Origin of the sequence: Sinomonas sp. R1AF57 (assembly GCF_002224485.1) — a bacterium.
Lineage (GTDB): Bacteria > Actinomycetota > Actinomycetes > Actinomycetales > Micrococcaceae > Sinomonas > Sinomonas flava.
The window spans coordinates 67555-92275 of the sequence record NZ_CP022463.1; the positions used below are offsets into that span (position 1 = coordinate 67555).

The window sequence follows — 24721 nt, forward strand, 5'->3', positions numbered from 1 at the left end:
GGCCTACGCGCCCGCCTACGCGCGCGCCTGCTGCCACGCCTCCGGGTTGACCGGGTGTGGCGGGAGCTCGCCCTTGGCCATCGCGATGGCGTTGAGGGCGCTGAGGCGGGCCATCTCGTTGCGCACGGGCACCGTGGCGCTGCCCACGTGGGGCAGGAGGACGGTGTTGGGGAGCTCGGCGAGGCCGGGGGCGAGGCGGGGCTCATCCTCGTAGACGTCGAGTCCTGCCCCGCCGATCGTGCCGTCGCCGAGCGCTGCGACGAGGGCCTGCTCGTCGACGATGGGGCCGCGGGCGGTGTTGACCAGGATGGCTCCGGGCTTCATCCGGGCCAGCACGTCGGCGTCGACGAGGTGTCGGGTCTGCTCGTTCAGGGGCACGTGGAGCGAGAGGAAGTCGCTGCGCTCCACGAGCTCCGCCCACGGCACCTGCCGGACCCGGCCGGCGAACTCGCCCAGCTCCTCGTCGCTCACGTGCCGCTCTGCGGGCGGCCGCGGTGAGAAGAGGACCTCCATGCCGAAGCCGAGGGCCCGGCGGGCCGTGGCCCGGGCGATGCGCCCGAAGCCTGCCAGCCCCAGGACCTGGCCGGAGACGTCCCGCCCGAGCATGAGCTCCGGAGCCCATCCGTGGAAGCGGCCGTCGCGGACCATGCTGTCGGCCTCGATGACGCGCCGGGCGGTGCCGAGGATGAGGAGCATCGCGACGTCGGCGGTCGCGTCCGTCAGGACCCCCGGGGTGTTGCCGACCAGGATCCCGCGGGCGGTCGCGGCCGGGACGTCGATGTTGTTGTAGCCCACGGCGAAGTTCGAGACCCCGCGGACCCGCGCGCGGGCCAGGAGCGCGGCGTCGACCGGGTCGCCGAGCTGGGTGAGCACGACGTCGTACTCACCCGACGCGCAGAGGTCCGCCAGGGCTGCGGGGTCGGGCGGCTCCGGGAGGACCGTCACCTCCCCGGCGGCCCTGAGCAGCTCGAGGCCGAGGGCGGGGATGGGCGCGGTGACGAGGAATCGGCTCATGCGGTCATTCTGGCCGATCACGGGAGGGAGTGTTGACGGCCCCGGAGGCGGGCGTGAGCATGGGGGATCGACAACCACTGGGAGGACCATGGCACCCCCGCTGAACCCCATTCCGGCGCGGGTCACCGCGCACCCGGCCTTCGTTGTCGGGCCCGTGCGCCGCGAGACGTTCGGGACGTTCGTCGAGCACCTCGGCCGCTGCGTCTACACGGGCATCTACGAGCCCGGGCACCCCACCGCGGACGACGACGGCTGGCGGGGCGACGTCCTCGGCCTCACCCGGGAGCTGGGCGTGAGCACGGTCCGCTACCCGGGCGGGAACTTCGTCTCGGGGTACCGCTGGGAGGACGGGATCGGGCCCAAGGACGAGCGTCCCGTCCGGCTCGACCTCGCCTGGCACTCGACCGAGACCAACCAGGTGGGCCTGGACGACTTCGTGCAGTGGTGCCGCAAGGCGGGCGTCGAGCCCATGATGGCCGTCAACCTCGGCACCCGCGGCGTGCAGGAGGCCCTCGACGTCCTCGAGTACTGCAACCACCCGGGCGGGACGGCCCTGTCAGACCTCCGCCGCAGGAACGGGACCGAGGAGCCGCACGGCATCACCTTCTGGTGCCTCGGGAACGAGATGGACGGGCCGTGGCAGATCGGCCACAAGACCCCGGCCGAGTACGGCCGCCTCGCCGCGGAGACCGCCCGGGCCATGCGCATGGCCGGAGGGGACGCGCTCCGGCTTGTCGCGTGCGGAAGCTCCGGGCCCACGATGGGCACCTTCGGCGAGTGGGAGCGCGCCGTCCTCATGGAGGCCTACGAGTTCGTGGACTACATCTCCGCGCACCAGTACGTCGAGAACAGGGGCAGCCTCGCTGACCACCTTGCGGCGGGCCACCTCATGGACCGCTTCATCCGCGAGATCGTGGCGCACATCGACCACGTCAGGAGCGTGCGAAGGTCCGCCAGGGACGTCCACATCTCCTTCGACGAGTGGAACGTGTGGCACATGTCCTCCCGGCGCACCCCGGTGCCCTCCGGCGACGACTGGCCCGAGGCGCCCGAGCTCACCGAGGACCTGTACACCGTGGCCGACGCCGTGGTGGTCGGGGACCTGCTGATCACCCTCCTGAGGCACACCGACCGAGTCCACGCGGCCTCGCTGGCCCAGCTGGTCAATGTCATCGCCCCGATCATGACTGCCCCGGGCGGGCCGGCGTGGAAGCAGACCATCTTCCACCCGTTCGCCCTCACCTCAGCCCACGCCCGAGGCGAGGTGCTCCAGCTCGCCGTCGACTCGCCGTCGTACACCTCCCCGCAGCACGGCCCCGTACCGGCGCTCTCCGCTGTCGCGACGTACGACGCCGACTCAGGCTCCGTGACGCTGTTCGCCGTCAACCGGGCCAGCGGCACCGCGCTGCCCCTCGAGGTGGACCTGAGCGCGTTCGCGGGGATCGGTCTCGTGGAGGCACTCGTGTTCGCGAACGAGGACCCGCTCTGGTGCGCGACCGAGGAGGACTCCACGTCCGTCCTGCCCCGCACGCTCGACGGCGCTGCGCTCGAGGGCTGGCGACTCACCGCCGTCCTGCCGGCGGTGAGCTGGGCGATGCTCCGTCTCGGTTAGCCGCGAGAGAGGCGTCAGCGCTCGAGTCGGAAGCCGAACTTGAGGGTGACCTGCCAGTCGGCAACCCCGCCGTCGTCGAGATGCCCGCGGATGGACTGGACCTCGAACCAGTCGAGGTTTCGGACCGTCTGCCCTGCCGCTGCGATCCCGTTCCTGACCGCCTCATCGATGCTGTTCGGGCTCGTGCCGACGATTTCGGAGACGCTGTAGGTGTGCCCTGACATGGGGTTCCTCCTTGCCGTGGGGGCCTCTTCCGGCCCTGCGAGTGCTGGCAGACTATCCCCGTGACCAGTGCTTGGCCAGAGTCCGCGGCCCCGGTGGTGGACAACGTGGTGAGGCGGCTGCGAGCCGCCGGATGCGTCTTCGCCGAGGACGAGGCGCGGCTCCTCGTCGAGGCCTGTCCGGACCCGGAGCGGCTCGAATCGCTCGTGGCGCGCCGGGTGGCCGGGGAGCCGCTCGAGCACCTGCTCGGCTGGGCGGACTTCGCCGGCCGGCGCATTGCCGTCGGGCCCGGCGTGTTCGTCCCGCGGCGGCGCAGCGAGCTGCTCGTCCGCCTCGCGGTGGCCCACCTCCACTCCTCCCGTCTGGGGGTCACCTCCTGGGAGTCACTTCCCGCGGGTGCCGCGCACGACGCCGGCCGCCCGCCCGTCGTCGTCGTCGACCTCTGCTGCGGGTCGGGCGCGATCGGGGCCGCGATCGCGGCGGCGGTCGCGGGCGGTGCCGCCGCCCTCGAGCTGCACGCGGCGGACGTGGACCCGACGGCTTTGGAGTACGCGCGGCGGAACCTCGCGCCGTGGGGCGGGACAGTACACCGCGGTGACCTGTTCGCGGCCCTGCCCGGGCCCCTGCGGGGACGGGTCCAGGTCCTGACGGCCAACGCCCCCTACGTGCCCACCGCGTCCATCCCGTTCATGCCGCCCGAAGCGCGCGAGCACGAGCCGCTCCTGGCGCTGGACGGCGGAAGCGACGGACTCGACTTCCACCGCACCATCGCCTCGGCGGCGCCGCAGTGGCTCGCGCCCGGCGGCGTGCTCGTGATCGAGGTGAGCCGGAGGCAGGCGGAGACGGCGGTGGAGCTGTTCGCCAGCCATGGGCTGGCTCCCCGCATCGAATCGGACGAGGACTTGGACGCCGTGGCAGTGGTGGGGACGGCCGCCCGCTGACCTGAGCCCCGCCGACCGGCCGCGCCCCCCGCGGATCCCGTGTAGATGGGGGCCGGAATGGGCAGGGGTCATGTCATGGACGATTCGCAGGGGGCCAGCACCCAGGGTTCGACCGTGGAGGAGTGGACGAGGGCTCTCGCCGAGTCCACCGGCGCGCCCGGCGGCGGGGCGGGGACGGGGGTGATGCTCGCCGTCGCCGCCTCCCTGACCTCGATGGTCGCCGGGTACACGGACGGCGAGGACGGCCGCGACGAGGTCGAGGCCATCCGCGCACGGGCTCAGGCCCTCCGGCGGGAGGCCCTCGCACTGGCTGACGACGACGCCGCGGCCTCCAAGGCGTTCGGCGCGGCGTTTCGGCTGGACCCGGGTCCCGAACGGGACCGGGCCGTCCACGCAGCCTCGCTCGACGCGGCGGCGTCGTCGGCCGTGCTGGGCGAGCGGGCTGCGGGGTCCATCGACGACCTCGCATGGCTGGCCGCCCACGGCAACCCGGCGCTCGTCGCCGATGTGGTCGTCGCGTTCGGCGCGCTGCGCGCCGCCATCGCCGGTGCCCGTGCCAACGTCAGCTTCGACCTGGCCTCGCTCCGTTCGGCGGGCAGCACGCTGGAGGAGATCCGGGACGAGCATCCCGACCTCTGGTCGACCGTCACGAGGCTCGATGACGCGCTGGCACGCATCGACGCGCTCGCCGCAGAAATCGACCATCGGGCGGCCCCCACCGACGCCGTCTGAGGCACGGCGCCGGCGGGGGCGGGTCCCGCGGGGGTCAGATGGCCTTTCCGGGATTCAGGATGCCGGTCGGGTCGAACGCGGCCTTGATGGCGCCCTGGAGGGAGCGCGAGATGTCCCCGACCTCCTCCTCGACCCACTGTCGCTTCAACAGCCCGACTCCGTGTTCGCCGGTGAGCGTGCCGCCCAGGCCCTGGGCGAGGTGGAACATGTCGCCGAGGGCCTCCTTCGCGGGCCCCTCCGTGATCGAGGTGTCCGGGTCCACGACGATCATGGGGTGGAGGTTCCCGTCTGCGGCGTGGGCGACGCTGAAGATCGGCACACCGGTGCGGGCGGAGATCTCCTCGAGCCCGGTGAAGGCCTCGGCGAGCCTGTTGCGGGGAACGGCGATGTCCCCGATGGAGACGCGCCCCAGCTTCTCGAGGGACGGGATGGCGTCGCGGCGGGCCTTGACGAGGGCCTCAGCCTCCTCGGCGCTGCCGGCGCGGTGGACCGAGGATGCGTAGGGCTCGATGGCCCGGGCGATCTCGTCGAGCTCGAGGTGGGCTCCGTAGCCGTCGGTCTGGGCGAGGAGGAACGCGCCGCCGAGCTCGCGGTGGTGCGTGCCCTCGGCGCGGTCGACGGCGCCGAGGGTGGGGCCGTCCATGAGCTCGAGGATGGAGGGCTGTATGCGCGCAGCAGTGATGGCCGACGCCGCCAGGCCGGCCGCCTCGATGTCGTCGAAGTAGGCCGCGAGCGTCTCGGTGCGCACCGGCCGGGGCCGCAGCCGCAGCGTCGCCTCGACCACGATCCCCAGCGTCCCCTCGGAGCCGATGAACAGGGCGTTGAGGTCGTATCCGGTGACGCCCTTGATCGTGCGGCGTCCGGTGCGCACGACGCGCCCGTCCGCGAGCACGACGGTCAGGCCAAGCACGGACTCCCGGGTCACCCCGTACTTCGCGCACCACATCCCGCCCGCATTGGTCGCGATGTTGCCGCCGATCGAGCAGATGGCGGTGCTCGCCGGGTCCGGGGCGTAGAAGAGGCCGTGCTCGGCGGCCGCGGCGTTGACCTCGGCGTTGAGCACGCCGGGCTGGACGACGGCGATCATCTCCACCGGGTCGATCTCGAGGATGCGGTCCATGCCGGAGACGTCGACGACGATCTGTCCCGCATGAGCGCTCGCACCTGCGGCGAGGCCGGTGCCGGCGCCGCGAGGCACCACGGGCACGTTGTGGGCGTGGGCGAGACGGAGCGCCTCGATCACGTCGTCCGCGCTCTCCGCACGCACGACGCCGTCGGGCAGCGTCGCGGGCACGTAGCCGGAGCGGTCGGTCGCCACTGCGGCGCGGGCCTGCGGGTCCGAGGTGGCCCGGGGGTGGGCGGCGAGGACGGCAGCCGTTGCCGAGCTGGCCGTGGCTTCGGTCGTGGGGTACTCGGTCTGAAGGGGCATCGTGTGGCTTTCGGTGTCGTGTCGGTCAGGGGTGGAGGCAGGGCCCGCCATGGTCACGGGACCATCCAGGAGAGGACGTTGGTCTGCAGGACGACGAGCAGGGTCAGGAGGACGAGCAGGCCGATGCTCCAGCCGAGGAGCCGGCGGAACAGGGTGCTCTCGGAGCCGTCGAGGCCGACCGCGGCCGCAGCGACGGCCAGGTTCTGCAGCGAGAGCATCTTGCCCAGGACGCCCGCGGAGGAGTTGGTCGCGGCCATCAGCACGGGCGAGAGGCCGGCGTGGGAGGCCGCGGTCACCTGGAGCTGGCCGAAGAGCGAGTTGGCCGAGGTGTCGGAACCCGTGAGGGCGACGCCGATCCAGCCGAGGACGGGGGAGAGCAGGGCGAAGATCCCGCCCGCCGAGGCCAGCGCCACGCCGAGGGTTCCCGTCTCGCCGGAGAGGTTCATGACGAAGGACAGCGCCAGGACGGAGGAGACCGTGAGGATCGTCCACCGCAGCATCGTGAGCGTCTCGCGGTAGATCCTCACGCCGGCGCGGAAGGGGATCCGGTAGAGGGCCAGGGTGATGAGCCCGGAGATGAGGAGAAGCGTTCCCGTCGCCTTGAGGTGGTCGAACCGCATGGTCTGGGACGAGACCGGCTTGCCGTTCGTCCCGACGACGTCGAGGCCGGGCCAGCGGAACGAGAAGCCGCCCGCGTCCGTCAGCCAGGACTTGACGGCCGGGATCTGGGAGAGCGAGAAGACTGCGATGATCACCAGATAGGGCGCGACCGCCATCCAGATCTCGCGGGGCGAAGGACGGGCGGCCGCGCCGTCGCCCGCCGCTGAGCCGGCCCCCGGCAGAGCCGGCCCCCGCGTCGCGAGGTGCGTGGCGCCGTCGTGCGCACCGGTGCCCGCCGCGGACTGGGTGCCGGCCGCGTGGCTCGTGAGGGTGACGACCTCGGCCGCCCCGCCGGCCGGGACCCCGGCCCCGTCGTCGATCGTGACGGTCGCGGGCTTCCACACGCGCAGCAGCACGAGGACGGCGCCGATCGCCGCGATGCTCGCTGTGACGTCCGTGAGCTCGACGGTGAAGTAGTTCGACGTGAGGAACTGGACGACCGCGAACACCGCGCCGCCGACGACCGCTGCCGGCCAGGTCTGGCGGACGCCGCGCTTGCCGTCGACGATGAAGACGAGGAGGAGCGGGACGATGAGCGCCAGGAACGGCGTCTGCCGGCCGGCCATCGCGGAGACGGTGGCGAGCGGGATGCCGGTGACGCCGCTCAGGGCGATGACGGGCGAGCCCATCGCGCCGAACGCGACCGGTGCCGTGTTGGCGAGGAGGGAGACCGTCGCGGACTTGAGCGGCTTCATCCCGGCCGCCATCAGCATGGCCGAGGTGATGGCCACAGGCGCGCCGAAGCCGGCCAGTGCTTCAAGGAGCGCCCCGAAGCAGAACGCGATGAGGATGACCAGGATGCGGAGGTCGCTCGAGATCGACCGGATGGTGGTGCCCAGGACCTCGAACCACCGGGTGGCGGTGGTCAGCTTGTAGACCCAGAGGGCGTTGATGAGGATCCAGAGGATGGGGAAGAAGCCGTAGAAGACGCCGGCGGCGGTCGCGCTCAGGGTCTGCTCGACGGGCATCTGCCAGACGACGACGGCGAGGACCATGGAGAGCGCCAGGCTCGAGACCGCGGCCTTCCATGCCTTCGTCCGGAAGATGCCCAGCAGGACGAACAGGAGGATCAGGGGGAGGGCCGCGAGCAGGGCGGCGACGGCGAGCGAACCCCCCAGAGGATCGACTATCTGGTGGAACGTGGTCACAGAGACTCCTTTGTCTGCGATGGGAGCGGCTACCGGAGGCGGAAATGAGATCTCGCGATGCGGAATAACCTGCTGGGAGTCTAGGTGTGACTGCGGTCACCGTCAATGGTCAGTCCACACACCCGCCCCCGTCCTCCCGATGGGCGGGTGTGGTCGGACCTCCCATTGACGAGTGGCGGCCGCCTCAGTAGAGTCTCTTGCTATTCGACAAAGTAGTTCCGCATAGCGGAAGCGAAGAAGGGTTGGAAGCATGCGCGACCGCGTGGAGACGCACGGGCTGAGTGTGGCCGAGGAGCTTTACGCCTTCGTCCGGGACGAAGCACTCCCGGGCACGGGGATCGACGAGGAGGCCTTCTGGTCGGGGGCAGCCGCCCTCGTCGGCGAGTTCTCTCCGAAGGTGCGCGAGCTGCTGGGGATCCGGGACCGAATGCAGGAGCAGATCGACGAGTTCCACCGCGCGGCTGGTACGGGGCCGGTGGATCAGGAGCGATACGAGGCCTTCCTGCGCTCGATCGGCTACATCGTCGACGAGCCCGGGGACTTCGCCATCTCGACCGACCGTGTCGACCCCGAGATCGCGAGCGTGTCGGGGCCGCAGCTGGTGGTGCCGCTGCTCAACGCCCGCTTCGCGGCGAACGCGGCGAACGCCCGCTGGGGGTCGCTCTACGACGCGCTGTACGGCACGGACGTCATCGACGAGGCGGAGGGGCGCGAGCGCACCCGCGCCTACAACCCCGTCCGGGGCGCCGCCGTCGTGGCCCGCGGCCGGCAGTTCCTGGACGAGAACGTGCCGCTGGAGAGCGGCTCGCACGCAGACGTGACCGCGTACCGGGTGGTCGACGGCGCGCTGGTCGCCGAGACCCCGGCCGGCGCCGTCGGCCTGCGCGAGCCGTCCCAGTTCGCCGGCTACCGGGGCGCTGCCTCCGAGCCGGAGGCGGTGCTGCTGGCGCACCACGGGCTCCACGCGGAGATCCAGATCGACCGTGACCACCGCATCGGCTCGGGGGACGCCGCCGGCGTGAAGGACATCGTGCTCGAGTCCGCGGTCACCACGATCATGGACCTCGAGGACTCCGTCGCCGCCGTCGACGCGGCCGACAAGGTGGTGGGCTACCGCAACTGGCTCCAGCTCATGCAGGGCACGCTGACCGCCGAGGTGGAGAAGGGCGGCAGCACCCACCTCCGCCGGCTCAACCCCGACCGCGCCTACACCGCGCCCGACGGCGCCGAGCTGACGTTGCCGGGCCGCTCCCTCCTGCTCATCCGCCAGGTGGGCCACCTCATGACCAGCGATGCCGTCCTCGACGCCGACGGGAACCCGGTCCCCGAGGAGATCCTCGACGCGCTGTTCACGGGCCTCGGCTCGGTGCACGACCTGCGCGGCGAGCGCGCCGGAGGCAACTCCCGGACCGGCTCCGTGTACGTCGTCAAGCCCAAGATGCACGGGCCGCAGGAGGTCGCCGTGGCCTGCGCCCTGCTCGCCGGAGCCGAATCCGTCTTGGGCCTGGAGCCGCTGACAATCAAGATCGGCATCATGGACGAGGAGCGCCGCACATCCGCCAACCTCAAGGCCTGCATCTTCGAGGCCCGCGAGCGGGTGGTGTTCATCAACACCGGGTTCCTGGACCGCACCGGCGACGAGATCCACACCTCGATGCTCGCCGGGCCCATGGTCCGCAAGGCGGACATGCGCTCGACCGCATGGATCAAGGCCTACGAGGACGCGAACGTGGACATCGGGCTCGAGTGCGGCTTCCGCGGCCGTGCCCAGATCGGCAAGGGCATGTGGGCGGCCCCGGACAACCTCGCTGACATGCTCGCCCAGAAGGGCGCCCACCCGCTCGCCGGTGCCAACTGCGCCTGGGTGCCGTCCCCCACGGCCGCGACGCTGCACGCGATCCACTATCACGAGGTCGACGTGGACGCCCGGCAGGCCGAGCTCGGCGGGGGCCGGCGGTCGACGCTGCAGCAGCTGCTGACCATCCCGACCGGGGACCCGGGGGAGTGGGATGCGCAGGCCCGGCGCAACGAGCTGGACAACAACGTCCAGAGCACGCTCGGCTACGTTGTGCGCTGGGTGAACGCCGGCGTGGGGTGCTCCAAGGTCCCGGACATCCACGGCACCGCGCTGATGGAGGACCGGGCCACCTGCCGCATCAGCTCCCAGCACGTCTCCAACTGGCTCCTGCACGGCGTCATCACCGAGCAGGAGGTGGAGGACTCGCTCCGGCGCATGGCCGCGGTGGTCGACGAGCAGAACGCCGCGGACCCCGACTACCTGCCGATGGCGCCCTCATTCGACACTGAGGCCTTCCTGGCCGCCCGCGAGCTGCTGCTCGAGGGAGCCGCGCAGCCTGCTGGCTACACCGAACCGATCCTCCACCGCCGCCGTGCGGCCGAGAAGGCCAGCCGCCACCTGACCAGGAGCGCATCATGAGCCTGAACCTCGACACTGCCCAGGCCATCGTCGCGGAGGCCTTCGCCGTCCGCCTCGACCGCGGATTCAAGCCCCTGACGGTCGTCGTCCTGGATGCGGGCGGGCACCTCGTGGCCGCCGCGCGCCAGGACGGCGCCTCGAACAACCGCTTCGAGATCGCCCAGGGCAAGGCCTACGGTGCGCTCGCCCTCGGGATGGGCTCCCGAGCCCTGATGGAGCGCGCCGAGCAGCAGCCGTACTTCATCGCCTCGGCAACGGCCGCCCTCGGGGGCCGGCTCGTCCCCGTTCCGGGCGGCGTGCTCGTGCTGGGCGACGACGGTTCGGTCCAGGGCGCCGTGGGCATCAGCGGCGAAACCTCCGACAACGACGAGGCAGCGGCCTCGGCGGCCATCAAGGCCGTGGGTCTCACCGCCCAGGTCGCCTGACCTCTGCGGCGCACCCGCCACGGCCTGCGCGCCTACGTCTTCAGGACGTAGGCGCGCAGGTCGTCGAGCGTCTGCTGCATATGCCGGTCCATCGCCTCGCGCGCGGCGTGGGGGTCCCGGCTGTGCAGCGCGCTCGCCACCCTCTGGTGCATCGCGATCGCGTGCTCCTGAATCTCGGGCACGGCGGACGTCTCGGAGCGCCGCTCGGCGAGGACCCGGCTGAGCGGCTCGAAGAGCACCGCGACGAAAGCGTTCTCGGACGCGTGGAGGATCACGTCGTGGAACGCGAGGTCTGCATCTACGAAGCGCTCGAGGTCCCCGGCGTCGTGGGCGTCGCGCATCTGGCCCACGAAGACGTCCAGCGCCGCCAGGTCGTCCTCCGAGATTCGCGCGGCCGCCAGTTCGCAGGCGCCCGTCTCGAGCATGCGTCGCAGTTCGATGAGCTGGACCGCGGCGTCGTTGCCGTCGGTTCCCTCGCTCGTCGCGCGCAGCACGGCGTGCAGCGAGCTCCAGCGGTTCACCGGGTTGACGAACGTACCCCGGCCCCGCTCGACCCGGAGGATGTTCTGCGCCGTGAGGGTCTTGATCGCCTCGCGCACCGTCATGCGGCTGACCTCGTGGTGCTCGACGAGCTCGAGCTCGCCCGGCACGAGCGCGCCCGGAGCGAACTCGCCGGAGATGATGCGGTCCAGCAGCTCGTCGGCCACCTCGCCGACGAGTGACTTGCGTGCCACCGGCTCCCCTTCCCTGTGCCCTCCGCGTGTGGGTCGGGCTCCGTTCCCGCGTCAGTCTACGGAAGCCGCCCTCGCCTTGCGCCGACCTGAGTTGTGTGTCACTCTAATGGGCAGATTAGATGTCTGACATCTTACAGAAGGCGCACGCCGCCCGCCCAGCTAGCCCACCCCAGCACAAGGAAGTGTCGTCATGCTCCTCGAAGCAGAAGCCCTGGCCCCCTACCCCGCCGAGCGCGAGGTCTCCGCTCGCGAGGTCGCGGACGCGGTCGAGCGCTCGGGCCGCGTCCTGGTGGTCCTCGACGACGACCCCACCGGCACGCAGTCCGTCGCAGACCTCCCGGTCCTCACCCGCTGGGACGTCGAGGACTTCCGGTGGGCCTTCGGCTCCCGGATCGGCGGAGCCCGTCCCGCGGCCGTCTACGTCCTGACGAACACGCGCAGCCTGGACCCGGCCGAGGCGGCCGAGCGCAACCGCGAGGTCGTGGCGGCGGCGACCGAGGCTGCCAGGGAGTCCGGCACCGCCCTCGCGTTCGTGAGCCGCAGCGACTCGACCCTCCGCGGCCACTTCCCCCTGGAGACGGACGTCCTCGCCGAGAGCATCGCAGCGCACGGCGGCGCGCCGGTCGACGGCGTCGTGATGGTCCCCGCGTTCCCCGACGCCGGCCGCCTCACCATCGGCGGCGAGCACTTCATGCGCACGACGGCGGCCGGCCCCGCCGCGGGCGACGGCACCGACGGCGCGGCCCACCCCGCGCTGACCCCCGTGAGCGAGACGGAGTTCGCGAAGGACGCGACCTTCGGCTTCTCGACCTCCTACCTGCCCGCGTACGTCGAGGAGAAGTCCGGTGGCCGCGTGCGCTCCGACGACGTGATCGTCCTCGACCTCGGAACGATCCGCGCGGGTGCAGGGGCCATCGCCGACGCGATCGCCCCGGCCATCGGCTCGACCCCGATCGTGGCCGACATCGCCGGCGAGAACGACTTCCGTGCCCTCGCCCTCGGCCTCGAGGAGGCGGAGCGCCGGGGCAAGGCGCTCCTCTACCGCGTCGGACCGCCCTTCGTCCGCGGCCGGATCGGCCAGGAGATCCGCGAGCCGCTCACCGCCGAGGAGGTCTACGGCGCCTCGGCCGCCGCCGAGACCGGCGGCGCACGGGAAGACCTCGCCACGGGCGGCCTGATCGTCGTCGGCTCCCACGTGGGCCTCACGACCCGCCAGCTAGAACGGCTGACCGCCCAGCACGCCTCCGCCCGGACGATCGAGATCGACGTCAACCAGCTTCTCGACCCGGAACGGGCGGCAGCCCACATCGAGGCGACGGTCGCCGCCGTCGTGCGCGCCCTCGCGGAGGGCGACGTCATCGTCCACACCTCCCGCACCCTCGTGAAGACCGACGACCCGGCGCGCAGCCTCGAGATTGCGCGCACGGTGAGCGCCGCCGTCGTGAGCGTGGTCAACACCGTGCTCAAGACGACGCCCCCGCGCTTCGTCATCGCCAAGGGCGGCATCACCTCCTCCGACGTGGCCGCGCACGGCCTCGAGATCCGCCGCGCCATCGTGCGCGGGCCCATGCTCCCGGGGATCGTCTCGCTCTGGGAACCGGTGGCCGGGCCAGCCCGCGGCATCCCCTATGTCGTCTTCGCCGGGAACGTCGGCGACGACGAGTCCCTCGCCAAGGTCACCAAGACCCTCAGCGCCACCTTCTGACCCACTCGCGGGTTGAGCGCAGCCGAAACCCGCTCCGCCCAACCGCCGTTTCCGTTCATAGGAGAACACCCGTGTCCGACATTTCTGCCGCCGCTGCCTCTTCCGCCACGGCCACGTCCACCCAGACGGTCGCCGTCCTCGGCCTGGGCGCGATGGGCCTGCCCATGGCCACGCGCCTGGCCACAGGCCTCACCGTCCACGGCTTCGACATCGCCCAGGCCCGCCTCGACCTCGCCGCCGCCGCGGGCATCGCGACCTTCGCCTCGGCGCGCGAGGCGGTCGAGGGCGCCGACGCGCTCCTGCTCGCGGTCCGCAACGGCGAGCAGCTGGACGAGGTCCTCTTCGGGGCGAACGGCGTGGCCTCCGCGCTCGCGCCGGGCGCCGTCGTGATCCTCACCAGCACGGTCGGGACCGACGCGATCCCCGGCACCGCCGCGCGCCTGGCCGAGCTCGGCGTCGGCCTCGTCGACGCCCCGCTCTCCGGCGGCCCCGTCCGGGCCGGCGAGGGCGACCTGCTCATCGTCGTCGGTGCGACGCCGTCGGACTTCGAGAAGGCCCGCCCCGTGCTGACGCTCCTCGCCTCGACGCTGACCGTGGTGGGGGACAAGCCCGGCGACGGCCAGGCCCTCAAGACCGTCAACCAGCTCCTGTGCGGCGTCCACATCGCCGCCGCCGCCGAGGCCCTCGCCCTCGCGGACGCGCTCGGCCTCGACACCGCCAAGACCCTCGAGGCGCTCGGCGCCGGCGCCGCAGGCTCGTTCATGCTCTCCAACCGCGGGCCGCGCATGCTCGAGGCCTACTCCGAGGACGGGGCCGAGGTCCTCTCGCGCCTGGACATCTTCGTCAAGGACATGGGCATCGTCGGCAAGGCCGCCCGCTCGGTCGGCCTCGCCGCCCCCGTTGCCGCGGCCGCCGAGCAGCTCTACCTGCTCGGCCAGGCCCAGGGCCTCGCCGCCGCGGACGACTCCGCCGTCATCAAGGTCGTCGCCCCCGCCAAGCGCACCGCCTGAGGCCCGCGTCCCCGCAGGCCCCCGGCGACGCGGGCCTCACCGCCTCCTGCCCCCTGCCGGCTTCGCGCCCGGCCCACAGTCGAAGGAAACCAGTGAAGTGAACCCCCTGACCATCCTCGGAGCGCGCGCGGCGGTTCCGCTGGCCGACGCCGCGCCGATCAAGCCCGCCGTCGAGCTCGGCACGCCGCTCCTCCTCACGATCGCGGCGCTCGGCGTCGCCGTACTGCTCGTGATGATCATCCGCTTCAAGATCCAGGCATTCGTCGCGCTGCTCACCGTGAGCATCGCGGTCGCCGTGGCTGCGCAGATCCCGCTGACGGACATCTTCACGGTCGTGTCCAACGGCGTCGGCTCGACGATGGGCAAGGTCGCCCTGCTCATCGCCCTCGGCGCCATCCTCGGCCGCATGATCGAGGTCTCCGGCGGCGTCCAGTCCCTCGCGGACCACTTCGTCGAGCGGTTCGGCCCCACGCGCGTCGCCGTCTCGCTCACGCTCGTCGGCTTCCTCGTGGCGATCCCCGTGTTCTTCGAGGTCGGGGTGATCGTCCTCGTCCCGATCGTCTACGCATTCGCCAAGCTCCTGAACGTGCACCCGATCAAGTTCGGCCTGCCCATGGCCGGCATCATGCTTTCGATCCATGTGGCGGTCCCGCCGCACCCCGGCATCGTGGCCGGCGCGGGCGTCCTCGGGGCGGACATCGGCCTCATCACGATGATCTCCCTGGCGATCTGCGTGCCGCTCGGCTTCCTCTCCTACTGGGTGGCCCGCATCATGAACCGCCGCCCCATGGAGCTCCTGCCCACGGTCAAGGCCCAGCTCGACGAGTACGGCAGCCCGGAGACCGTCCACGCGGGCCACGAGCACCCGCACGGTCACGGCGGCGCCGGGAACAGCGGCTCCGGCCACGGCGGTGTCGCAACCGCTCTCAGGACCCCGGGCGCAGTCATGGCCCCGCCGAAGGCGGGCCTCATCGTCGCCCTCATCGCGGCCCCGATCGTGCAGATCATGCTCGGCACCGTCGGGACCCTCACGCTCCCGAAGAGCAACCCCCTCTACGGCGTCGCCTCGTTCATCGGCAACCCCTTCCTGGCGCTCCTCGTGGCGGTAGGAATCTCGTTCTTCACCCTTGCAGTGCGACGCGGCTGGTCCCTCAAGGAGACCGGCGAGATCTTCGAGCAGTCCCTGCCCCCGATCGCCTCGATCCTCATGATCGTCGCCGCGGGCGGTGTGTTCGGCGAGGTCCTTCGGGTCTCCGGCATCGGCGCCGCGCTGTCCACGACCCTCGACGGCATCGGCCTCCCGATCATCCTTCTGGGCTTCGTCATCTCCCTGGCCCTCCGCGCGGCCCAGGGCTCCGCGACAGTCGCGATCGTCACGACCACGGGCCTCCTGACCGCCGCGATCCAGAACGGCGGGTACACCCCGGCGCAGATCGCCGTCATCGTCATCGCGATCGGCTTCGGCTCCCTCGGCCTCTCCCATGTGACCGACGCCGGCTTCTGGGTCGTGGTGCGCTACTACGGGCTCACGGTCGCCGACGGCCTCAAGACCTGGACGGTCCTGACCACCGTCCTCGGCGTAGCAGGCTTCCTGCTCACGTCCGTCGCATGGCTCCTCGTCGGCGGGCTCGGGCACTGATGCGCTCTCGTCTCTACGACGTCGTGGCGGCCTCGCTCCTCTCGGGCGGGGCCGTTCCGGCGTTCACGTGCTACGACTTCGCCACGGCCACCGCCGTGGTGACGGCCGCTGAGGAGGCGGGGCTCGCCGTCGTGCTCAATGTCGCCCCCAAGACCGCCGCCACCCGCGATGGGCTCCGGCTCATGACTGCGCTCCGGACGCTCGCCGACGGCGCCTCCGTGCCCGTGTGCGTCCAGCTCGACCACGCCTCCGACCCGCGCGTGATCGCCGACGCCGTCGCCGCCGGTGCGGATGCGGTCCTCGCGGACGGCTCGGCGTTCGCCCTCGAGGACAACATCGCGTTCGTGCGGCACGTCCGCGACGTGGTCGGGCCGGACGTGGTCCTCGAGGGAGAGCTCGGCGGACTCGCCGGCGACGAGGACAAGGCCTTTGCCCAGGACGCCGCCGGGCTCACCGACCCGGAGGAGGTCCGCGCGTTCGTCGAGCGGTCGGGCGTTCAGCTGCTCGCGGTCGCAATCGGGAACGTGCACGGCCGGTACAGGGGTGAGCCGCAGATCCGCTGGGACGTCCTCGGTCGGATCGCGCAGGAGAGCCCGGTGCCGCTCGTGCTGCACGGCGCCTCGGGGATCCCTGCCGCGGACCTGGCCCGCGCGGCGTCGTTCCGCGTCGGCAAGGTCAACGTCAACACCGAGCTGCGCACCGCGGTGCTCGCCTCCGTCGCGGACGGCGTGGCCGCGCGGCGGGCCGACGGCGAGGACCTCGCCGGACTCCTCGCCGAGTGGGGCACGACGGCGCGCGGCACCGCCGGCGGCATCCTCGCCACCCTGCGGGGCTGAGGGGCGCCGGGCGCTGCGCCCCCACAACGGGCAGGGGCGCACGTTCCCGTAGGCTGTAGCGCATGACGACGGCGCTGATCACCGGGGCGAGCAGCGGCCTGGGGGCCGAATTCGCCCGCCAGCTCGCGGCCGAGGGACACGATCTGGTCCTGGTCGCCCGCCACCGCGAGCGCCTCGAAGCCGCGGCCCGCGGGCTCAGCGCAGAGCACGGGGTGGAGGTCGAGGTCGTGGATGTCGACCTCACGGACCCCGAGGGGCTAGCCTTCGCCGTCGCCCGCGCGAAGGATCCGAGCAGGCCCGTGGGAATCCTCGTCAACAACGCTGGCCACGGGCTCCTGCACGACTTCCAGGACAACACGCTCCTGGACGAGGTGAACCACCTCCGCCTGCACGTCGAGGCCGCGATGAGCCTGTGCCACGCCGCGCTCCCGGGCATGCTGGCGCGCGGCGAGGGCCGCATCATCAACGTCGCGTCCGTTGCCGCGTACCTGCCGCGCGGAACCTATGCCGCGGCGAAGGCCTGGCTCCTGACCTTCAGCCGCTGGGCCAACGTCCACTACCGGCGATCGGGAGTGCACGTCACGGCGCTCTGCCCGGGGCTCACCAGGACGGAGTTCCACAGCCGGATGGGCATGGAGACGCGCTACCTGCCCGCCTGGATCTGGCTGCGCGCCGATCGGGTAGTGCGCGACGGGCTCAGGGACAACCTTGCCGGGAAGGCCGTTTCGGTGCCTTCCGTGTTGTACAAGGCCACGGTTGCGGCCTCGAAGGTCCTGCCCGACCGTCTCCTCGGCGGGCCCGCGCGCCGGGCGCGGCGCACGTAGGTGACCCTCAGGATGTGACCCCCAGGAGGTGACCCCCAGACGCGGGAGGGGGACGGAGGTCAGCGGGGAGGGAGCTCCATGACCCGCACCGGCGACCCGGCCGCCCACGCCTCGATGTCCTCCACCGCGTCCCGGTAGAACACCTCGTACTGCTCGCGCGTCACGTACCCGATGTGCGGGGTCAGGACGGTGCGCGGCGCGGTCCGAAGGGGGTGGTCGGCAGGGAGAGGCTCGACCTCGTACACGTCCAGCGCCGCGCAGCCGATCTGCCCCGCCCTCAGCGCCTCGACGAGGGCGGACTCGTCGATGATCGGGCCCCGTGAGGTGTTGACGAGGACGGAGTCGGGCTTCATGAGCGCCAGCTCCGCCGCGCCGACGAGGCCGCGCGACCGCTTCGACAGGACCAGGTGCACGGAGAGGATGTCCGAGCCCGCGAACAGCTCGTCCTTCTCCACCCGCCGGACGCCGACTTCGGCCGCCCGCTCCTCGGTGAGGTTCTCGCTCCACGCCACGACCTCCATGCCGAACGCGAGGCCCACCCTCGCCACCCGGCTGCCGAGGTTGCCCAGGCCCAGCACCCCGAGCCGCCGCCCCTCGAGCCCGCGTCCCACGGTGGTCTGCCACCCGGCGTCGTGGGTCCACCCCGAGCCTCCGGAGCCGAGCTCGGCATCGAGCCTCCGGGTCGCGGCGTGGATCAGGGCCCATGTGTGCTCGGCGGCGGGCGCCGGCAGGTAGCCGGTACCGCAGACCGTGATGCCCTTCAGCGGGGTCGTCTTGAGGTCGATGGAGGCGTTGCGCCGCCCGGTCGAGACGATGAGCTTCAGGTTCGGAAGCCGCTCGAGTCGCTCCGCCCGCAGCGGGGTGCGCTCGCGCATGGCCACGACGACGTCGAACGGCTCGAGCGCGGCGACCACGGCGTCGTCGTCGAACCCGAGGTGTTCACGGAAGACGGTGATCTCGTGCCCGGCCGCCTCGAGCCGGGACCAGTCGGCGAGCTCGCGGGCCACGCCCTGGTAGTCGTCGAGGATCGCGATGGTGAGCCGTTTCGTCTGCGCGCCGTCAGTCATGCGCCCAGCCTAGACGCCCGAAGGGCTCGGGGGCGTCCTCGAGCGGGCCGATCTCCCCTTGTGATGACGCCATAATGGCGTCATTATGGTGTCATGAACATCGACGTGCACCTCCTGACGCTGAGCCGGCACCTCGCCGACGCTGCGGCGCTTGGCGGGGACGAGATGGTTGAGCTGGCCGAACGGCTCGCGCTGCCGCTGCAGGCAGCCGCCCGCCTCGTCCTCCAAGACGCGCTCTCCGAGGCAATGCAGGAGGTCACGCTCGATCTGGCCCCGGGCGCCGCCGAGCTGCGCCTCCGGGGGAGGGAGATCGACTTCGTCGTCACGCACCCCACGGGATCACCCGCGATGGCTGACCGCAGCGACGTCACGACGGTGCCGTCTGGCGCCATGGACGACGCCGCGTCGGAGCCTCCCAGCGAGGCCGGCACCGCCCGCATCAGCTTCCGTCCGCCCGACTGGCTGAAGGCGCAGATCGAGGAGGCGGCGGAACGGGAGGGGCTCTCCGTCAACGCGTTCCTCGTCCGCACGCTCACCGCCGCCCTCCGGCCCACCCTCCAGAAGCCCGTCCAGGCCGACCCGGGCGCGCCTGAGGGCCGCAGCGGCTCCCGGCTCGAGGGGTGGGTGTACTGATGGAGCAGTTCGAGACGCAGCAGCCGGTGCGCGCGCTCATCGAGCTGAGCCTCGGCGACGTCATCGTGCACGCGTCCGAGCAGAACACCGCAACCGTCGAGGTGGCTCCAGTGCACGCCGGGCGCAAGGCGGACAAGGAAGCCGCCGAGGCGACCGCTGTCGACTTCTGGGAAGGCCGGCTCGAGGTCCTCGCGCCGAAGGTCCTCGGCTTGGGCTTCCTCGGGCGCCCGGGGGCCGTGGTGGTGACCGTTAAGCTCCCCGCGGGCTCGGACCTGGAGGCCTCGACGGCCTTCGGCGACATCATCGCCACAGGAGCCCTTGCACGGGCCAAGGCCAAGACCCATGCAGGGGACGTCAGGGTCGAGGACGGCGTCTCACTCGAACTGGAGACCTCGGCGGGCGACGTCGAGGTGGGCCGCGTGCGCGAGGAGGCCTCGCTCGTCTCGTCCACGGGCGGAGTGCGCGTCGAGGACGTGACCGGCGCGCTGCGGGTCAAGTGCACGACCGGGGAAGTGTCCCTGGGGCGCGTCGCCGGGGCGGCAGAGGTCACGTGCCCCTACGGCTCCATCCGCGTCCGCGAGGCCGTCTCGGGCAGCCTCTCCATCACGTCCACCTATTCCGACCTCGTGGTCGGGATCGCTGTGGGCACCGCAGCCAAGGTCGATGTCTCCACCAGCCACGGCCGCATACGCAACGAACTCAGCCGCTCGGCGTCGCCCCCCGCTGCCGCCGAGCGTCTCGAGCTCACCGCCCGTACGAGCTATGGGTCGGTGACCATCCGGCGGGCCTGAAGCGCGCCGAGAACACGGCAGTTCCTGCAGAACGACGTACTTCGGAAAGGAGTACTGTCATGCCCACAACCCACCCGACGGCCGAGCCTGCCATCCACGTGGCCGGTCTGGAGAAGTCCTACAAGGAGGTGGAGGTGCTGCGCGGCGTCGACTTCGACGTGGAGCGCGGGAGCATCTTCGCCCTCCTCGGCTCCAACGGCGCCGGCAAGACCACGGTCGTGAACATCCTCTCGACGCTCCTGGCGGCCGACGCCGGTGCTGCCGCCGTCAACGGCTGGGACGTTGCCGCCCACGCGTCGGACGTGCGCGCCTCCATCAGCCTGACGGGACAGTTCGCGGCCGTCGACGAGGTCCTCACCGGACGCGAGAACCTCGTGCTGGTCGCGCGGCTCCGGCACCTCGCGGACCCCGGCCGCGTTGCGGACGGCCTGCTCGAGCGCTTCTCCCTCACCGAGGCCGGGTCGCGCAAGGTGTCCACGTACTCAGGCGGCATGCGCCGCCGGCTCGACATCGCGATGAGCCTGATCGGCAATCCGCCGGTCATCTTCCTCGACGAGCCGACCACCGGCCTCGATCCCGAAGCGCGCCTCGAGGTGTGGGAGGCCGTCCGGGAGCTCGCCGCGAACGGCACCACCGTGCTGCTCACCACGCAGTACCTCGACGAGGCCGAACAGCTCGCTGACCGGATCGCGATCCTGCACCACGGCCGGATCCTCGTGGACGGCACGCTCGCAGAGCTCAAGCAGCTCCTTCCGCCCGCCCGGGTCGAATACGTGGAGAAGCAGCCCACCCTCGAGGACGTCTTCCTCGCACTCGTGGGTGGCCAGACCGCCGGGGAGCACCAGGGGAAGCCCGTCGGCAAGGCCCATGACCAGACCAAGGAACTCCGATGACCACGCACTTCCTCGGCGACACCGCCGTCCTGACCGGGCGTTCCCTTCGCCACATCGCCCGCAGCCTGGACACCATCATCACGACCGCCCTCATGCCGATCGCCTTCATGCTGCTGTTCGTCTACGTGTTCGGCGGTGCGATCAACTCGGGCTCCGACTCGTACGTGGGTTACCTCCTGCCGGGCATCCTGCTGATCACGATCGCCTCCGGCATCTCCTACACCGCCTACCGGCTGTTCCTGGACACAAAGGGAGGCATCTTCGCCCGGTTCCAGTCCATGCCCATTGCGCGCTCAGCCGTGCTGTGGGCGCACGTCCTCACCTCACTCGTCGCGAACCTGATCTCGGTCGTGGTGGTGGTGCTCGTCGCGCTCCTCATGGGCTTCCGCTCCGGGGCGGGAGTGCTCGAATGGCTCGCGGTCGCCGGGATCCTGGTGCTGTTCACCCTCGCACTGACGTGGATCGCCGTCATCCCGGGCCTGACCGCCAAGTCGGTGGACGGCGCGAGCGCCTTCTCCTATCCGCTCATCATCCTGCCGTTCATCAGCTCGGCGTTCGTCCCGACCGCAACCATGCCGGGCCCGGTGCGGGCCTTCGCCGAGCACCAGCCGGTGACGTCGATCGTCAACGCGATCCGCGACCTGCTGGCCCAGGAGCCGGTCGGCGCCGACCTCTGGATCGCCCTCGCCTGGTGCACCGGCATCCTCGTCGTGGCGTACGGCTTCGCGATGGTCGCGTACCGCCGCAGGATGTCCTAGGCGGCTAGGCTCGTCGCATGGCCCGCCAGTCCCGCCCCGCCCCCTCGTCCCGTGACCAGTCCGCTCCGCGCCTCGACCCCCTCCGCCTCGACGGCCTCGACACGGGGTTCGCGGGCGACATCGAGCCCGGTGGGCGCACCGAGGGCCTCACCTTCGAGGGCACGGACTTGGCCGGCCTGGCCCTCGAGGGCACGACCTTCGCCGAATGCTCCTTCCGGGACGTCGCAGCGCACGACGCCGACCTCCGCTCGGCCTCGTTCCTCGACTGCCGCCTCGAGCGGCTCGGGGCGCCCCGTCTCGCCGCCCCGCGGTCGCGCTGGCGCGGCGTCGAGGTCGAGGCTTCGCGCATCGGCTCCGCGGAGCTGTACGACGGCGAGTTCCGCGGCGTCGTGCTCCGGGGCTGCAAGCTGGGCTATGTGAACCTGCGCGGTGCGAGCCTGCAGGACGTCCTGTTCGCCGACTGCGCGATCGACGAGCTGGACCTGGGCGGTGCCACGGCCACGCGGGTCGCGTTCGAGGACACCACCGTGGAGAGCCTCGACGTCACACACGCCTCGCTCACGGACGTGGACGTGCGCGGAGCCCGCCTCCACCGGGTTGCCGGTGTCGACGGGCTCCGTGGCGCCATCCTGAGCAGCAGGCAGGCCGTGGAGCTCGCAGAGCTCATGGCCGCGCAGCTCGGGATCGACGTGCGGGACTGATCAGCGCGTCAGCCCTGGTGGGCCGCCGCAGGCTGGGGCACCCTGGGCACCGGCCCCGAGATCGGGCCTGAGGCGACGGGTGCCTCGCCGGAGACCTGCGCCTCGAGCGCCGTGGCCTCCAGGTCCACGCCGGCCTCCTCGGCTGCCTCGACGGCGGCCGGGTGGTCGAGCGGAAGCTGCAGCGCCACGCCGTCGTCCGCCACCGCCACCGGCACCTCGGTGAGCGGCATGTGCTCGAGGTCGATGTGCGGGTCCTGGTCCTGATGGGCGACGACGTCGCGCGCCTCGGCCTCGGTGTCGACGCTCGGGAGCGAGCCGGGCAGGGGACGCTGGGCGGACTCGCGCAGGAACCAGATCGCCACGGCGCCGACCACGGAGGTCGCCATGAGGTAGTAGGCGGGCATCATGTCGTTGCCCGTGGCCTGGATGAGCGCGTCGATGATGAACGGCGTGGTGCCGCCGAAGATGGCGACGGCGAAGTTGTACGCGATCCCCATGGCGCCGTACCGGCTCGCAGTCGGGAACTGCGCGGGCAGCGCGGAGGCGAGGTTCGCCACGTAGAACGTCACAGGGAACGCGACGAGCGCGAGGCCGATCAGGGTGGTGACGACCGTGCCGACGCCGATGAGCAGGAAGGCCGGGATGGACAGGACGATCGTGCTCGCGGCACCGATCCACAGGACCGGGCGGCGGCCGATCCGGTCGGAGAGCTTGCCCGTGAGCGGGATGCAGAGGCTCATGACCACGAGGACCGGGATCGTCAGGATCGTGCCGTGCAGCTCGTCGTAGCCCTTCGAGGTGGTCAGGTACGTCGGCATGTAGGACGTGAGCGCGTAGCCGACCGTGTTGGCGGCGGCGACCAGGACCATGGCCACGAGGATCTGGCGCCAGTAGCTGCGCACAATCGCGAGGGGGCCCTTGGTCGCGATCTCGTCGTGGGTCGCGAGCTCGTGCGCCATCTGCTGCTGGGCCTCGAGCGAGGCCTTGAATGCGGGGCTCTCCTCGATGCGGAGGCGGAACCAGATCGCGATCGCCCCGAGGGGGCCGGCGATCAGGAAGGGGATGCGCCAGCCGTAGGCCTCCATGGCCTCCTGGCCGAGGGTCAGCTGGAGCGCGGACACGACCGCGGCGCCGAGCGCGAATCCGAGGTAGGAGCCCATGTCGAGGAAGCTCGCGAGGAAGCCGCGGCGCCTGTCCGCGGCGTACTCGCTCACGAAGGTCGTCGCGCCGGCGTACTCGCCGCCGGTCGAGAAGCCCTGGACGAGCTTGACGACGACCAGCAGGATCGCCGCCCAGACGCCGATCTGGGCGTAGCCGGGCAGGAGGCCGAGGGCGAAGGTCGAGGCGGCCATGATGATCAGGGTCATCGCGAGCACGCGCTGGCGGCCCATCTTGTCCCCGAGCCAGCCGAAGAACACGCCGCCGGCCGGGCGTGCGATGAAGGTCGCGGCGAACGTCCCGAGGAGGAACAGCGTCTGGACGGTGCGGTCCGCCTCGGGAAGGAAGACGGGGCCCATGGTGGTGATGAGGTATCCGAAGACGCCCACGTCGAACCACTCCATGGTGTTCCCGACGATGGTCCCCCCGATGGCCCTCTTGAGCATCGGCTGGTCCACCACATTGACGTCGTCGACTCTCAGCCGGCGCTTTCGGAAGACGACCCGCCGGGGCCGTTCGTGTGCGGTCATCTGACTGTGGTCTCGTGACATGACCATCAAGTCTACTAGGCGGAGATCCGATCTGAGAGCTGCACATCGATTGTCGCTATGGCGGGCATCACGTCGTGCTGGTGCTCGGCGGGGAGCTTGGGCGCGGCTTGAGCCCGGCGACCGGCCCCGGCATGCCCGCCATCGCGCGGATCCGCCCGCGCACGACGCCGCGTGCCCGGCGCGGCCGCGCTGCTCGCCGCCGCGGTTCCTCGTTGCGGCCGGTTGTTATCGATTCGTGACCTCGGACGGTCCGTCCGCGCCGGATGCAGCGCGGCGCCCGCCGGCCCCGGAAGGGGGCTGGCGGGCGCCGGGAACTGCGCGCGCTACTCCGCGTCGTGGTCCGTCTCGAGGACGGTGACGAGCTTGTCGAGCGCCTCGTCTGCGCCGGGGCCCTCCGCACGCAGGACGACCTTCTCGCCGTACTCGGCTCCGAGGCTCATGAGGGAGAGGATGCTCGAGGCGTCCATGGCCTCGTCGACCGGGTCGCCGACCTTCGCGATCGTCACGTCGAGGCCGACCTCGCCGGCCGCCTCGGCGAAGATGGCCGCGGGGCGGGCGTGGAGGCCCACGCGGGAGCCGATCGTTGCGGTGCGTTCTGCCATGGAGTGCTCCTTGTCGTTGGGAGGGTCGTGGCGGGTCCGCCACAGACTACCGGTCTTCAGAGGCCGAGGGTGGTGAGGATGGGGAGGTGGTTGCGGGTGGTGTCGCGGGCGTGTTGGGCGGTGGGGGCGGCGAGGGCGAGGGTGGCGAGGTGCTGGGCTTGGGGGAGGGTGATGGTTTCCAGGACCTTGTTCACGGCGG

The 24721-nt window shown here is 71.6% G+C and carries 23 protein-coding genes; 15 read left to right on the forward strand and 8 right to left on the reverse strand.

The features are described from left to right. Window positions 1-15: 15 nt before the first annotated feature. Entirely contained in the window at window positions 16-1014 is a 999-nt protein-coding gene (locus CGQ25_RS00345) for a D-glycerate dehydrogenase (protein ID WP_208711283.1), read from the reverse strand. An 88-nt stretch (window positions 1015-1102) separates the two neighbouring features. Between CGQ25_RS00345 and CGQ25_RS00350 the strand changes: the two genes are divergently transcribed. Further along, the gene (locus tag CGQ25_RS00350) at window positions 1103-2626 is read left to right on the forward strand and encodes an alpha-N-arabinofuranosidase (protein WP_208711285.1); all 1524 of its coding nucleotides are present in this window, start codon (window positions 1103-1105) and stop codon (window positions 2624-2626) included. Window positions 2627-2640: 14 nt separating this feature from the next. On the opposite strand, the gene CGQ25_RS00355 is transcribed toward CGQ25_RS00350, so the two are convergent. Continuing rightward, window positions 2641-2850, reverse strand: a complete 210-nt coding sequence (locus tag CGQ25_RS00355; protein ID WP_208711286.1) for a dodecin — start codon at window positions 2848-2850, stop codon at window positions 2641-2643. A gap of 60 nt (window positions 2851-2910) precedes the next feature. Between CGQ25_RS00355 and CGQ25_RS00360 the strand changes: the two genes are divergently transcribed. Together CGQ25_RS00360 and CGQ25_RS00365 are read left to right on the forward strand one after the other, a co-directional pair. After that, window positions 2911-3789 carry a putative protein N(5)-glutamine methyltransferase gene (locus CGQ25_RS00360; RefSeq protein WP_255405463.1) on the forward strand — a complete coding sequence of 293 codons (879 nt, stop codon included), beginning with the start codon at window positions 2911-2913 and terminating at the stop codon, window positions 3787-3789. A 75-nt stretch (window positions 3790-3864) separates the two neighbouring features. Then, window positions 3865-4521, forward strand: a complete 657-nt coding sequence (locus tag CGQ25_RS00365; protein WP_208711288.1) for a cyclodeaminase/cyclohydrolase family protein — start codon at window positions 3865-3867, stop codon at window positions 4519-4521. A 34-nt stretch (window positions 4522-4555) separates the two neighbouring features. Here CGQ25_RS00365 and CGQ25_RS00370 read toward each other — a convergent pair whose 3' ends face one another. Together CGQ25_RS00370 and CGQ25_RS00375 are read right to left on the reverse strand one after the other, a co-directional pair. Further along, window positions 4556-5950 carry an FAD-binding oxidoreductase gene (locus CGQ25_RS00370; protein WP_208711290.1) on the reverse strand — a complete coding sequence of 465 codons (1395 nt, stop codon included), beginning with the start codon at window positions 5948-5950 and terminating at the stop codon, window positions 4556-4558. A gap of 53 nt (window positions 5951-6003) precedes the next feature. Continuing rightward, window positions 6004-7758 carry an L-lactate permease gene (locus CGQ25_RS00375; protein ID WP_208711292.1) on the reverse strand — a complete coding sequence of 585 codons (1755 nt, stop codon included), beginning with the start codon at window positions 7756-7758 and terminating at the stop codon, window positions 6004-6006. A gap of 250 nt (window positions 7759-8008) precedes the next feature. Here CGQ25_RS00375 and CGQ25_RS00380 point away from each other — a divergent pair, with 250 nt between their 5' ends. Beyond that, the gene (locus tag CGQ25_RS00380; protein WP_208711294.1) at window positions 8009-10195 is read left to right on the forward strand and encodes a malate synthase G; all 2187 of its coding nucleotides are present in this window, start codon (window positions 8009-8011) and stop codon (window positions 10193-10195) included. After that, window positions 10192-10620, forward strand: a complete 429-nt coding sequence (locus CGQ25_RS00385) for a heme-binding protein (RefSeq protein WP_208711296.1) — start codon at window positions 10192-10194, stop codon at window positions 10618-10620. The genes CGQ25_RS00380 and CGQ25_RS00385 overlap by 4 nt, the downstream gene beginning before the upstream one ends. Before the next feature lie 32 nt (window positions 10621-10652). Here CGQ25_RS00385 and CGQ25_RS00390 read toward each other — a convergent pair whose 3' ends face one another. After that, window positions 10653-11354 carry a FadR/GntR family transcriptional regulator gene (locus tag CGQ25_RS00390; protein WP_208711298.1) on the reverse strand — a complete coding sequence of 234 codons (702 nt, stop codon included), beginning with the start codon at window positions 11352-11354 and terminating at the stop codon, window positions 10653-10655. A 190-nt stretch (window positions 11355-11544) separates the two neighbouring features. On the opposite strand from CGQ25_RS00390, the gene CGQ25_RS00395 reads away from it, so the two are divergent. The 5 genes from CGQ25_RS00395 (at window position 11545) to CGQ25_RS00415 (ending at window position 17368) form a co-directional block, all read left to right on the forward strand. Continuing rightward, complete coding sequence (locus CGQ25_RS00395) at window positions 11545-13059, forward strand: four-carbon acid sugar kinase family protein (protein ID WP_208711300.1); 1515 nt, start codon at window positions 11545-11547, stop codon at window positions 13057-13059. 71 nt (window positions 13060-13130) lie between these two features. Further along, a complete protein-coding gene (locus tag CGQ25_RS00400) occupies window positions 13131-14069 on the forward strand; it encodes an NAD(P)-dependent oxidoreductase (RefSeq protein WP_255405464.1) in 939 nt (312 codons plus the stop codon). A 97-nt stretch (window positions 14070-14166) separates the two neighbouring features. Then, window positions 14167-15708: a GntP family transporter gene (locus CGQ25_RS00405; protein ID WP_369802259.1), complete on the forward strand. Its 1542-nt coding sequence runs from the start codon at window positions 14167-14169 to the stop codon at window positions 15706-15708. Continuing rightward, window positions 15708-16544: a class II fructose-bisphosphate aldolase gene (locus CGQ25_RS00410; RefSeq protein ID WP_208711302.1), complete on the forward strand. Its 837-nt coding sequence runs from the start codon at window positions 15708-15710 to the stop codon at window positions 16542-16544. The genes CGQ25_RS00405 and CGQ25_RS00410 overlap by 1 nt, the downstream gene beginning before the upstream one ends. A 62-nt stretch (window positions 16545-16606) precedes the next feature. Then, entirely contained in the window at window positions 16607-17368 is a 762-nt protein-coding gene (locus CGQ25_RS00415) for an SDR family oxidoreductase (RefSeq protein WP_208711304.1), read from the forward strand. A 59-nt stretch (window positions 17369-17427) separates the two neighbouring features. Here the strand turns inward: CGQ25_RS00415 and CGQ25_RS00420 are convergent, their stop codons facing one another. Then, entirely contained in the window at window positions 17428-18435 is a 1008-nt protein-coding gene (locus tag CGQ25_RS00420; RefSeq protein WP_208711305.1) for a D-2-hydroxyacid dehydrogenase family protein, read from the reverse strand. Between the two features lie 93 nt (window positions 18436-18528). On the opposite strand from CGQ25_RS00420, the gene CGQ25_RS00425 reads away from it, so the two are divergent. The 5 genes from CGQ25_RS00425 to CGQ25_RS00445 are packed head-to-tail and all read left to right on the forward strand — an operon-like array spanning window position 18529 to window position 22211. Continuing rightward, entirely contained in the window at window positions 18529-19068 is a 540-nt protein-coding gene (locus CGQ25_RS00425; protein ID WP_208711307.1) for a hypothetical protein, read from the forward strand. Next, the gene (locus tag CGQ25_RS00430) at window positions 19068-19859 is read left to right on the forward strand and encodes a DUF4097 family beta strand repeat-containing protein (RefSeq protein ID WP_208711308.1); all 792 of its coding nucleotides are present in this window, start codon (window positions 19068-19070) and stop codon (window positions 19857-19859) included. Before CGQ25_RS00425 ends, CGQ25_RS00430 begins: the two co-directional genes overlap by 1 nt. Before the next feature lie 59 nt (window positions 19860-19918). Then, complete coding sequence (locus tag CGQ25_RS00435) at window positions 19919-20752, forward strand: ABC transporter ATP-binding protein (protein ID WP_208711309.1); 834 nt, start codon at window positions 19919-19921, stop codon at window positions 20750-20752. Further along, on the forward strand, window positions 20749-21510 hold the full coding sequence (locus CGQ25_RS00440) for an ABC transporter permease (protein ID WP_208711310.1): 762 nt from the start codon (window positions 20749-20751) through the stop codon (window positions 21508-21510). Before CGQ25_RS00435 ends, CGQ25_RS00440 begins: the two co-directional genes overlap by 4 nt. 17 nt (window positions 21511-21527) lie before the next feature. After that, window positions 21528-22211 carry a pentapeptide repeat-containing protein gene (locus CGQ25_RS00445; RefSeq protein ID WP_208711311.1) on the forward strand — a complete coding sequence of 228 codons (684 nt, stop codon included), beginning with the start codon at window positions 21528-21530 and terminating at the stop codon, window positions 22209-22211. Between the two features lie 8 nt (window positions 22212-22219). On the opposite strand, the gene CGQ25_RS00450 is transcribed toward CGQ25_RS00445, so the two are convergent. Both CGQ25_RS00450 and CGQ25_RS00455 read right to left on the reverse strand, forming a co-directional pair. Next, window positions 22220-23899, reverse strand: coding sequence for an MFS transporter (locus CGQ25_RS00450; RefSeq protein WP_255405466.1), 1680 nt, complete (start codon window positions 23897-23899; stop codon window positions 22220-22222). A 344-nt stretch (window positions 23900-24243) separates the two neighbouring features. Then, window positions 24244-24522, reverse strand: coding sequence for an HPr family phosphocarrier protein (locus CGQ25_RS00455; RefSeq protein ID WP_208711312.1), 279 nt, complete (start codon window positions 24520-24522; stop codon window positions 24244-24246). Window positions 24523-24721: the final 199 nt, after the last annotated feature.

Bases quoted from the DNA above. Each gene is read 5' to 3' on its own strand.
- CGQ25_RS00345 (WP_208711283.1), bottom strand. From the start codon at position 1,014: ATGAGCCGATTCCTCGTCACCGCGCCCATCCCCGCCCTCGGCCTCGAG.
- CGQ25_RS00350 (WP_208711285.1), top strand. From the start codon at position 1,103: ATGGCACCCCCGCTGAACCCCATTCCGGCGCGGGTCACCGCGCACCCG.
- CGQ25_RS00355 (WP_208711286.1), bottom strand. From the start codon at position 2,850: ATGTCAGGGCACACCTACAGCGTCTCCGAAATCGTCGGCACGAGCCCG.
- CGQ25_RS00365 (WP_208711288.1), top strand. From the start codon at position 3,865: ATGGACGATTCGCAGGGGGCCAGCACCCAGGGTTCGACCGTGGAGGAG.
- CGQ25_RS00370 (WP_208711290.1), bottom strand. From the start codon at position 5,950: ATGCCCCTTCAGACCGAGTACCCCACGACCGAAGCCACGGCCAGCTCG.
- CGQ25_RS00380 (WP_208711294.1), top strand. From the start codon at position 8,009: ATGCGCGACCGCGTGGAGACGCACGGGCTGAGTGTGGCCGAGGAGCTT.
- CGQ25_RS00385 (WP_208711296.1), top strand. From the start codon at position 10,192: ATGAGCCTGAACCTCGACACTGCCCAGGCCATCGTCGCGGAGGCCTTC.
- CGQ25_RS00395 (WP_208711300.1), top strand. From the start codon at position 11,545: ATGCTCCTCGAAGCAGAAGCCCTGGCCCCCTACCCCGCCGAGCGCGAG.
- CGQ25_RS00410 (WP_208711302.1), top strand. From the start codon at position 15,708: ATGCGCTCTCGTCTCTACGACGTCGTGGCGGCCTCGCTCCTCTCGGGC.
- CGQ25_RS00415 (WP_208711304.1), top strand. From the start codon at position 16,607: ATGACGACGGCGCTGATCACCGGGGCGAGCAGCGGCCTGGGGGCCGAA.
- CGQ25_RS00420 (WP_208711305.1), bottom strand. From the start codon at position 18,435: ATGACTGACGGCGCGCAGACGAAACGGCTCACCATCGCGATCCTCGAC.
- CGQ25_RS00425 (WP_208711307.1), top strand. From the start codon at position 18,529: ATGAACATCGACGTGCACCTCCTGACGCTGAGCCGGCACCTCGCCGAC.
- CGQ25_RS00430 (WP_208711308.1), top strand. From the start codon at position 19,068: ATGGAGCAGTTCGAGACGCAGCAGCCGGTGCGCGCGCTCATCGAGCTG.
- CGQ25_RS00435 (WP_208711309.1), top strand. From the start codon at position 19,919: ATGCCCACAACCCACCCGACGGCCGAGCCTGCCATCCACGTGGCCGGT.
- CGQ25_RS00440 (WP_208711310.1), top strand. From the start codon at position 20,749: ATGACCACGCACTTCCTCGGCGACACCGCCGTCCTGACCGGGCGTTCC.
- CGQ25_RS00445 (WP_208711311.1), top strand. From the start codon at position 21,528: ATGGCCCGCCAGTCCCGCCCCGCCCCCTCGTCCCGTGACCAGTCCGCT.
- CGQ25_RS00450 (WP_255405466.1), bottom strand. From the start codon at position 23,899: ATGACCGCACACGAACGGCCCCGGCGGGTCGTCTTCCGAAAGCGCCGG.
- CGQ25_RS00455 (WP_208711312.1), bottom strand. From the start codon at position 24,522: ATGGCAGAACGCACCGCAACGATCGGCTCCCGCGTGGGCCTCCACGCC.